The following is a 9,463-nucleotide window of genomic DNA, read 5'->3' as shown; positions in this document are numbered from 1 at the left end:
GGGTAGGGGGTTGGTGTGGTTGTTGTTTTTTTTTTTTTTAAAAGAAGAAGACGGCATACGAGATACTGATCGTTCTGGGGGGCTGGGAGATGTGTAAAAGAGAAAGATTTTTTTTCTAATAACCGCCATTATGTTAAATGGATATAAATTTAGTGGATTATTCATGCTTCCCCTTGAGAAAAACTTGCAGATCCCTTTTTAATTTGCAATTCTTGCTACTAAGGGTGTCTAGCTAAGCTAAGGCAGGTGTTAGTTGTAGTCGGGCCGCTACAATATTGATGAAGAGCACCTGTATGTTTAATTTCAAGATTTTTAATAAAGTCTCTACGGAAGTATTGACGATCAAAAATGACCTTCAGCTTAATGCTGAGCTGCAATTAATTAATAAATATAAAACGGCTATTTCTGAAGATTATAAACAGGCTATTGTTTTGATCTTTAAAGAACGTGGCTACACACGTTTGGAAATAGGTCAATTACTTGGGGAGCTAAAAGCTTCATAAAATACCGATTAAACAAAGCTTGGATATAACATCCAGGCTTTATAAAAAAGTACCTAGCTGTTACCCTTGTCCTGATTTTTTTACTCTAAAAAGTTCCTTCATCTTATGACACCTACGCCACCTTAAGTTTATTTACCCTCTTAAATCTGTAAATAACTCATCACTGTCTAGTGATGTGGTGTAGTCGCTTGTGTGTTGTATATATCACATCACTAGCCTATCTGAAAAATTAAAAAACAGGCTATGTTTATGTTATCTAATGTCCGAGAACAGTGGTTCTCTAACATCCGTGGGGATGTACTTGCCGGATTAGTCGTCGGTCTTGCACTTATTCCTGAAGCCATCGCATTTTCAATTATTGCAGGTGTAGATCCTAAAGTCGGTCTATACGCATCCTTCTGTATTGCCGTCGTGATTTCTTTCGTAGGTGGTCGTCCCGCAATGATTTCAGCTGCCACAGGGGCTATGGCACTGCTTATGGTCACATTGGTCAAAGAGCATGGGCTTGAATATCTGCTGGCAGCAACAATTCTGACAGGCGTGATTCAGATATTGGCAGGCTATTTAAAGCTCGCCAAGTTAATGCGGTTCGTATCTAAATCTGTAGTTATTGGATTCGTAAATGCGTTAGCGATCTTAATTTTCATGGCTCAGTTGCCTGAACTGATTAATGTGACCTGGCATGTATATGCTCTGGTTGCCTTAGGTCTGGCGATTATTTATCTCTTTCCTCTGGTTCCCAAATTAGGAAAATTACTCCCTTCTCCACTTGTCTGCATCATTGCAATCACATTACTGGCAATTGCTCTAGGAATTGATGTACGAACTGTGGGTGATATGGGATCGTTACCTGACACACTTCCAATGTTCTTGATTCCAAATATTCCTTTGAATATTGAAACATTGATGATTATTTTGCCTTATTCGGTAGCACTGGCGGCTGTAGGTTTACTTGAATCGATGATGACAGCAACCATCGTGGATGAAATGACAGATACGCCAAGTGATAAATATCAGGAATGTAAGGGACAAGGGATTGCGAATATTGCTTCTGGCTTTATGGGTGGCATGGCCGGTTGTGCCATGATTGGCCAATCTATGATTAACGTAAAATCAGGCGGCCTTACACGCTTATCAACATTCTCTGCCGGTATTTTTCTTCTTATTCTGGTTGTATTTATTAGCGACTGGCTCAAAGTGATTCCAATGGCTGCATTGGTAGCGGTAATGATCATGGTCTCGATTAGTACTTTTGAATGGAGTTCTGTCACTCAGTTAAAAGATAATCCTAAGAGTAGTAATATCGTCATGATTGCGACAGTGATTGTAGTTGTTGCTACGCATAACTTGGCTCTAGGTGTATTAACGGGCGTATTGCTTTCAGCCTTATTCTTGGCGAATAAACTTGAAAATGATATCCAGGTGACAGCTTCTTTTGAAGGAACAGCCCGTTTATATGATTTGAGAGGTCAGATCTTCTTTAGTTCTTCTGAAAAGTTCATGCAAGGTTTTGACTTTAAAGAGGATGTAAAGGATGTGATTATTGACTTGACCCATTCTCACATTTGGGATGTAACATCAGTCGCCATGCTTGATTCTGTTGTAAATAAATTTCAAAAGAATGGTGTGAATGTCACTGTGCGTGGCTTAAATGAAGCCAGCTCTATTATGATTGATAAGTATGGAACACATGCCAGAATCTAAGCGCAGGAGATTTTACGTTTATGTAGACTCTCTAAAATTAACATAATACGGATTATACGAAATGTGTTATAATTTATTTTGAAATTCATATACTTATTTCAAAGTTTATAGCTCGAGCATCACTGTTCGGGCTTTTTTTATCTTTTTTAGTGTTCCACGCTTAATAAATAAGCAATGTTCCACGATTTTATTCAGTTTCAATAAACATCATCCGGTTTTTTGAGGAGTCATTATTTCATTGCTGGCAATGAAATTGGCTCATCAAAAAAGTGGAGTGCTGGCTAACCATAAGGAAGGAAGAAACGGCTCAGGAAGCCCCTTTTTTTAGGTTCAGGCTCAATATGTTCAGGGATAGGGATCCGTTTGTTCTCAGGAGTAGTCAATCCGTCATAGTTTGATTCATCCTGTGACCGAGGATCTGTTGCTATATTCGAATTAGTAGATTCATTTAGCTGATTAATATTTTCTTGTTTTGGCTGTTCTAAGGTGCCTTTAAACTCAATTCTGTGAGTAAGATCTTCAATATGTTGCATCAAAGACTTTTCTCTTTGATTTGCTAAATCTAACTGATTTTTGAGTAAAGAAATCTGATCTTTTAATACATTTTCAACTTCAGATTGAACGTGTACCTGTACATCCTTCTGAACTTGTTCAGTGCGTGTACTGGACTGAACACTGATTGGATTGCCATAAACTCTAATAAGTTCCGATAAGTCTATAAGACCATCATGATCTCTTGATAATTCACCATTTTTTAAAGCCTCATATATTGTTGTACGTGATTTTTTAAAGGCTTTACTTGCGTCCATGACGCTGAATTTTGTTGTGTTCAATGTAATCCCTCAGTGCGTGTACAAGGATGTTCGTGTGAACATCCAATCTGAACATGAAGTTTATTTTGTATTAAAGCCTACTTTCTTTAGATAGGGGAGTAGTTCTTCAAATTTTTGTGGATCTCGTAGCATTTCAGAAATTCGAACTGCAAATTGTGAGTAGCTTTCAGTACCTTGAGAATATTTATTCATATCTGGAAGCTCAGATAATTTACTGGCAAAAAGATGACACTGTGCATCGGTAAATTTTGAGAAAATCTCAAGAGCAGTTTGCTCTTTAGTATGAGCTATAACGACTTTTTTCAGTTTAAAGGTGAATGAAAAACCAGAAATATTACGTCCCTTTTTATGTTGCTGACATTGGACGTTAATATCCGTATGTTCATTAATTTGAGCAATAGCTAAATTTAATACTCGATCTTTAAAATTTCCCATTCTTGTATATTCATCATCAAGAACGCCTATTTTTTGTCTGAACTCTGCAAGTTCAATAATAGGAGTTTGACCCGTACTGCGCCAAGCAATTAATAATTCATATAATCGCACAGCATAAGCGCTGCTGAGATTACTAATCTGTTGTAACTCATATTTAGTAAATTGTTCTTCTAAACGTGTAATAAGTGGCACGATTGCAGGGGCAAATATTAACTTTACTGTAGCTTCATCGTCGATATATCTAATTTCGCTGACCCAACGACTTAAAACATTCTCTACATTTCCTCTTTTATTAATTTCTTGATAGCTAAATTGACGTACAAATAGATCTTTACAGGCATCTTTTAACGCTTGGTAAGCTGTTTGTCTTGCAACATTAAATTGATTTACATAACTCTCAGCATGGACTTCTAAAGGGTCATTTGCATTGATTCCCCGACCACTATCTCTTGCTTCAACGATAGCTAATAAGATCAAACGTTGTTCTACTAAGTCTAAGTTATAACTCGCATTAATTAATGCATTGTCTTTAACTACTAAGTCCCGCATTCTATTTATCTACATTATTACTTATGAATATAAATCTATAATAATAAATATGTAGATTAATGCAAGGTAAACGTAGTTAAATCTACAAAAAAAATAATGTAGATTATTGGTAGGTAAACGTAGTCATATTGGTAGGTAAACGTAGTCATATTGGTAGGTAAACGTAGTCATATTGGTAGGTAAACGTAGTCATATAAGCTCTAGAAGCCTTTATTTACAAAGACTTGAGCCTCTCTAAAAGCATTTAAAAGCTTAAAAATAATTAAAAGCCCAGGGAGTAAAAAATTGCCCTTGGTTTTCGCTTCGCTCAAACTCTATTGAATCTCGCTTTCGCTCGATTCGTTGGGGCAATTTTTGGTTAATATTTTCGTGACTTTTAGAAAAAGCAAAAGCAACTCGGAATTCGCTTCGCTCATGAACTTTTTTTCTCGCTACGCTCGATTTAAGAATCAAATTTGGAAAGTTCGCACCCATGCGGGATGCTCTGGTATGCAGGTGATTGATGGATAGGGAGCTTGTAATCAGGGAAAGGAAAGGGCAAATTTTCTCAGTTCGCTCGTAGACACTCGCTCTGTTTAGCGACTCATGCCACGAGATTTCATTCTAGGTGCATGTTGCTGTGCTTTGAGTTGTTGTTCTTGTCTGAGTTTCAGCTGTTGTTCTGCTTTGATCTCATTCACACATTTTTTAATGACTTGATAGGTTGAGTATAGAGTCTGGTATTGCTTGGCTTTGGCCGGATGTTGTTGTTGGTACTGCTTCCAGGCATGTTCTTTGAACTTTTCATTTTCCAATAAATCCTTCACACCATTTTTTTTCTGGTATTCATGTCTGCCTTTCAGTTGCTTGTGCTCTTGATAGAGTGCATTACGTTGTGCCTCCCAAGCTTTTTTTCCAAACAGCAATGGTTTGTTCTGGCCTAATTCGTTGTGTTGATCCACCAGGCTTTGCAATTTGTCATGACTTTGTTTCAGTCTGTTTTTCACGATGTCTTGGGCGAGCTGCTGACTAAACTCATTTTTATGCTTTTGCATCTTGCCCAAGGTGTTTTCTGCCTTTTTAAAAACATCCTGCATAAATTCTAGGTCTAGATTCGCCTCTTTTGCGCTGATTTCGCGATTTAGCACTTTGCCAAGGGTTTCCCTCTGTTTTTCTTCAAACAGGGCTTTTTCGTCAATTGGTGGCGTTTTAGCACTATTTTTGATTTGGATCTGCTGTTCAGTTTTTAGTGTATTGAGTTTGATCTCATTTTCAGCAATCAGCAGATCCATATTTTTGCCGTATTGCAGCTGAGCCTGATTTCTCTGTTTGATTTCGTCATTGCTTCGGCTGATTTCGGTCTTAATCCCTTTTCGGCGCAGTTCGGTGACTTTCGGCCCTTCGTGCAGCGTGGCTTCTAAACCATTCTCCTGGTCTTTGTAGCTGCGGTGGTCGACTCGGGCAGTGTATCCAGCCAGATCCAGGTGCATATTGCAGATATCGGCAAAGTGTTCGCGCCAGTGTTCGATTTCTCCACTGTGTTTCTGATCCAGTTCCCGGGTTTTCTCTGTAAAACCTTCTGGCGTAAGTTTACGTGTGCTCATTAGGATATGGGCGTGATAATTGCGCTCATCACTGCCGGATCCGGTATGCGGTGCATGAATACAGGCATCGACTGCTACCTGATGTCTTTCCACGATGCTGGCACATAATTCTTCGAGCATGGCCAGACGTTGTTCCTGGTTCAGTTCACTTGGAAAGGCAATTTCAAATTCCCTAGCTACAGTCGAGTTTTTTCGGGTTTCCCGTTGTTCAACTTCGTTCCAGAGTTTTTCTCGGTTTTTTAAATGTTCTGGTGCGCCTTCGGGTAAGTAAATCTCTTTGTATTCCACCCCGGTTTTTCGGCTGTAGTCATGTTCTCGGCCTTCACGTTCACAATAGATCTTTTCACCTGCCCGATAGGCAATCGCAGCAGTGGCGGATCGCCCTGCTGATCGTGCTACGGTTTTGACTGAAAAGTGGTAAATCGCCATGCCTGTTTTTCGCTTTTAAATTTTCACGTAGTGAAATACAACCGTAAATACGGTTGTCGGGGTATTGGGGTCTCCCCAATCGTACTTGCAAACAAAGTTTGCATAAGTGCGCTCTTCGAGGAAAACATTACTATACATATAGCACCTTGAATGCATATTCAAGTGCGCTTATGTTAGGGATGATTTCCTAGGATGATGGTATTGGATTAATGAGCGTTACTGAAACACTAGACAGCAAAATCAAGGCACAGGAAGAAAAGCTAAAGCAGTTAAAGGCTCAAAGACAGGCAGCACTGGCAAGAGAACGTGCCAAAGAGAAAGAACAGGCTCGAAAGGACGATACCAGACGCAAGATTTTAATTGGATCCTGCATGTTGAAGATTACCGAAGATGATGAACAAGCTAGAGCAAAACTGATTGCTCAGATGGATAAGTATTTAACGGATGAAAGAGATCGTAAGCTGTTTGATCTGTCGGCAGTTAATTATTAATTTTTTGAAAAAATACATAGGAATTTGAAATGAGATTGCTAATTGCCTTAATTTTTCCCTGGCTGCTGTTTTTCACCATAGGGCGACCATTTGCAGGCATCATTTGTTTGCTACTTCAGATTACAGTTTTAGGTTGGATCCCGGCTGCCATCTGGGCGGTCTATGCTTTGTCGCAATACAAGACTGATCAGAAAATTAAAAGAACAATTCGCTCATCATAAATAGTGTAATTGTGTGATTTTTAGATCTGATTGATTTTGTGATTTCCATCACACTTATCCATGAGTGAATGATCAGATTGTGAAGATTATTTGAGCAATAAGTGATTTAATAAATCTTATAACAATAATTATAAAACTCCAGAGGTAAAGAAATTAATCCTCTAATTCTTAGTTAAAAAAATAATTAAAACAAGAATTAGAGGATTTCATTTTTTATCGAGTTCACTCTATTTTTTGCCATAAAGCTCCTAACCCATATGGGTATGGGGCTATTTTTTTTGATTTTGTATAAGAGACTTTATGTTAAATAAAAAAGAATGCTTTTTTTATTGAAAAATATATAATTAGACACATTTTTTAAATCCTTATTGGAAATACTTGGAAAATGACATTAACCAAGAAATCTATACAATGCAGACGAGTAGCATGTTTTCTTATGATGCTATTAATGTATTTTATAGTAGGGTTATTTCCTTATTATATACAAATAATTGCCAACCTCTGGTCGCAAAAAACTTTAATTAGTATAGATAACTTTAATTTATATGTAATTGGCTATACTTTATTCTTAGTAGCTGCACCATATGTACTATCAAAAATTGATTTAAAAGATATATATGGGCAATGGTGTGCAGTAGGTATGGCTATTTTATTCTTAATAGCTACAGTAATGTTATTGATAGAACATCTCTTTATAGCTTTATCTATAAGGATAGATGGTGTTAAGCCAATGAGTACCAATGTTGCTATAGGGTTCATCATTATCAATGCAATCATTGTCAGTATTTATGCATGGGTACAAAGTCTTCAACTTACCAACAAGTGGTTGAAACACCGCTAAAGGAGATAGTATGTTGTATTTGTTAACTATTTTCGTTTTAATAGCTTTAGGTGTATCTGTTATTTATTCTATTTATAAAATTGAAGCTCCTAAACAAGCTCAAATTTGGAAAGAAATAGAAGCAACGATAAAAAAGTCTAAAGACACCGTTTATATGAATAATGATGAAAAAGTTGATCAAACAACACATCAAGAAATTCATGAGGCTGTTTTGTGTAAAGTTGCTGCAAATGATGAAAAGTTCCCTCAAGCGGAACAAAAAACCATTTCTTCTAAGCCTTCTAGTATCAATATTGTTAGAGAAGAAGCTGCTATTCCATTAATGATAAATGACATGAATGTATTATTTGCAAGCTATAGATCTTCAACAGTAATTGCTTCTACAGCATCTACTGCGCTTCGAAAAGCAGTGGTCAAATCACGATCAAAGTCTGATGATCTGGGTTTCGCAAATTTTAATGAATTGGATATGGTTGATGGCCATATACGTTCAACTTTATCAGATGATTTCACAAAGGTAAGTGTATCTCCTTCATGAATATAGAAAAGTTATCCGATAAAATTTTTTATTCTACTATTAAAATAGAAACTAAAGATCAATATGGGAACCTTGGTAGTGGAACTGGGTTCTTTATTTTTAAAAGAATCGATCAAGGTCATATAGTTATTTTCTTGGTAACTAATAAACATGTCATTGAAAATACTGAAAGTGGGAAACTTATATTTCATGAAGGGATAGATGAAAAAATGTCTGCCCTGAAAGGAAATGAAAAAATTGAATTAGAGTTAGGACCTTTAGACTGGTCAAATCTATGGTTTTATCCAGATGATAAGGATTTAGATCTTGTTATTGCCCCTATTGTTCCTTTAATTACATTTATTAAAGAAAGTGTGAATAAACACTGTTATTTTCAACCTATTGATTTAAATACAATTCCTGATATAAATAAGATTAAAAAAATTTCTTCTTTAGAGGAAATTATGTTTATTGGATATCCGAATGGAATTGGAGATCAATTCGAATTAACCCCAGTTATTAGAAGAGGACATTTATCAACTCCACTATATAAGGATTTCAATAAAAAAAGAGAATTCTTAATTGATGCTTCTGTATTTCCAGGATCAAGTGGAAGTCCTGTTTTAATTATGTCTGAAGGATCCTTCTTTGAAGATAATAGTATGGTAATCGGTAATAGGTTATTGTTTATTGGGGTAGTTAGTGCTGTATATGAGAAGACTCAATTTAATGAATTACAAGCTGTGACGATTCCAACAGTGATTAAAAAACACGGAACACATTCCAGCCAAACTATAAATCTGGGAATAGTAATAAAAGCAGAACGTGTAAGAGAATTAGTTGATGAATTTTGTTTAAAGAAAAATATTACTTAAAACTAAATAACTATCAAATTAATTCAAGCTTATTAGAAAAGTAAAAAACCCCGGCATCCTGCCGGGGTTTTCCGTATTGGTTCGCTCGGTATAACTCCTGTCGTACCTTACAGTCCTTGTGCTTATCTCTTGTTATTCTTGTATGGAACTTCCTGTTCCCGATGAGTTCATCATAGGAAAATTCCAGTATTCCGGATAGCCGCAAAGGGCCGAGTTTCATGTGAGCCAAAGCGTACAAAATAGCCTAAATTTTATCCACAGCAATTGGGGATAGTTTCACAACCCGGATCCTCATGAAATGGGCACTGTTTGCTAAATTGATCGTTTTTTAACCAAATTTACTGGCAAAATGTTACAGATTCGCTTAAAAACTCACCAACTTATTACAAAAGCCAATTTTTGTGCATTTTGTGATCAGGGTGGAATTTTTAAGTGATTGAAATTTAAATTAATATACAAGTGTACTTCGTATAACCGCCATT

The 9,463-nt window shown here is 36.6% G+C and carries 10 protein-coding genes; 7 read left to right on the top strand and 3 right to left on the bottom strand.

The features are described 5' to 3' along the window. Positions 1-293: 293 nt before the first annotated feature. Both BFN00_RS12510 and BFN00_RS12505 read left to right on the top strand, forming a co-directional pair. Positions 294-503, top strand: coding sequence for a hypothetical protein (locus BFN00_RS12510; protein WP_004282305.1), 210 nt, complete (start codon positions 294-296; stop codon positions 501-503). A 249-nt stretch (positions 504-752) separates the two neighbouring features. Continuing rightward, positions 753-2,207 carry a SulP family inorganic anion transporter gene (locus tag BFN00_RS12505; protein ID WP_004282306.1) on the top strand — a complete coding sequence of 485 codons (1,455 nt, stop codon included), beginning with the start codon at positions 753-755 and terminating at the stop codon, positions 2,205-2,207. 281 nt (positions 2,208-2,488) lie between these two features. Here the strand turns inward: BFN00_RS12505 and BFN00_RS12500 are convergent, their stop codons facing one another. The 3 genes from BFN00_RS12500 to mobQ form a co-directional block, all read right to left on the bottom strand. Further along, positions 2,489-3,040, bottom strand: a complete 552-nt coding sequence (locus tag BFN00_RS12500; protein WP_223182242.1) for a plasmid replication DNA-binding protein — start codon at positions 3,038-3,040, stop codon at positions 2,489-2,491. Between the two features lie 60 nt (positions 3,041-3,100). Then, positions 3,101-4,024 carry a replication initiation protein RepM gene (repM, locus tag BFN00_RS12495; RefSeq protein WP_004811812.1) on the bottom strand — a complete coding sequence of 308 codons (924 nt, stop codon included), beginning with the start codon at positions 4,022-4,024 and terminating at the stop codon, positions 3,101-3,103. Positions 4,025-4,599: 575 nt separating this feature from the next. Continuing rightward, positions 4,600-6,036 carry a MobQ family relaxase gene (gene mobQ, locus BFN00_RS12485; protein WP_005248576.1) on the bottom strand — a complete coding sequence of 479 codons (1,437 nt, stop codon included), beginning with the start codon at positions 6,034-6,036 and terminating at the stop codon, positions 4,600-4,602. A gap of 209 nt (positions 6,037-6,245) precedes the next feature. Here mobQ and BFN00_RS12480 point away from each other — a divergent pair, with 209 nt between their 5' ends. From BFN00_RS12480 to BFN00_RS12460, 5 genes are all read left to right on the top strand, one after another. Next, positions 6,246-6,527: a DUF8583 domain-containing protein gene (locus tag BFN00_RS12480; protein WP_071851970.1), complete on the top strand. Its 282-nt coding sequence runs from the start codon at positions 6,246-6,248 to the stop codon at positions 6,525-6,527. A gap of 29 nt (positions 6,528-6,556) precedes the next feature. Then, entirely contained in the window at positions 6,557-6,748 is a 192-nt protein-coding gene (locus tag BFN00_RS12475) for a YqaE/Pmp3 family membrane protein (protein ID WP_004728112.1), read from the top strand. A 436-nt stretch (positions 6,749-7,184) separates the two neighbouring features. Then, positions 7,185-7,589 (top strand): hypothetical protein, encoded by a 405-nt coding sequence (locus BFN00_RS12470; protein WP_071851968.1) that lies wholly within the window; start codon positions 7,185-7,187, stop codon positions 7,587-7,589. A 10-nt stretch (positions 7,590-7,599) separates the two neighbouring features. Continuing rightward, a complete protein-coding gene (locus BFN00_RS12465; RefSeq protein ID WP_071851966.1) occupies positions 7,600-8,127 on the top strand; it encodes a hypothetical protein in 528 nt (175 codons plus the stop codon). After that, complete coding sequence (locus BFN00_RS12460; protein WP_071851964.1) at positions 8,124-8,981, top strand: S1 family peptidase; 858 nt, start codon at positions 8,124-8,126, stop codon at positions 8,979-8,981. Before BFN00_RS12465 ends, BFN00_RS12460 begins: the two co-directional genes overlap by 4 nt. Positions 8,982-9,463 lie beyond the last annotated feature (482 nt).

The organism is Acinetobacter sp. AR2-3, assembly GCF_001878775.1.
GTDB lineage: Bacteria > Pseudomonadota > Gammaproteobacteria > Pseudomonadales > Moraxellaceae > Acinetobacter > Acinetobacter lwoffii_D.
Note: the sequence above shows the minus strand (reverse complement) of the source record. Positions and strands in the feature narration are given on the sequence as shown.

Excerpts from the sequence above, each read along its gene's own strand:
- BFN00_RS12475 (WP_004728112.1), top strand. The coding sequence starts at position 6,557 with ATGAGATTGCTAATTGCCTTAATTTTTCCCTGGCTGCTGTTTTTCACC.
- BFN00_RS12480 (WP_071851970.1), top strand. The coding sequence starts at position 6,246 with ATGAGCGTTACTGAAACACTAGACAGCAAAATCAAGGCACAGGAAGAA.
- BFN00_RS12510 (WP_004282305.1), top strand. The coding sequence starts at position 294 with ATGTTTAATTTCAAGATTTTTAATAAAGTCTCTACGGAAGTATTGACG.
- BFN00_RS12505 (WP_004282306.1), top strand. The coding sequence starts at position 753 with ATGTTATCTAATGTCCGAGAACAGTGGTTCTCTAACATCCGTGGGGAT.
- BFN00_RS12465 (WP_071851966.1), top strand. The coding sequence starts at position 7,600 with ATGTTGTATTTGTTAACTATTTTCGTTTTAATAGCTTTAGGTGTATCT.
- repM (WP_004811812.1), bottom strand. The coding sequence starts at position 4,024 with ATGCGGGACTTAGTAGTTAAAGACAATGCATTAATTAATGCGAGTTAT.
- mobQ (WP_005248576.1), bottom strand. The coding sequence starts at position 6,036 with ATGGCGATTTACCACTTTTCAGTCAAAACCGTAGCACGATCAGCAGGG.
- BFN00_RS12460 (WP_071851964.1), top strand. The coding sequence starts at position 8,124 with ATGAATATAGAAAAGTTATCCGATAAAATTTTTTATTCTACTATTAAA.
- BFN00_RS12470 (WP_071851968.1), top strand. The coding sequence starts at position 7,185 with ATGATGCTATTAATGTATTTTATAGTAGGGTTATTTCCTTATTATATA.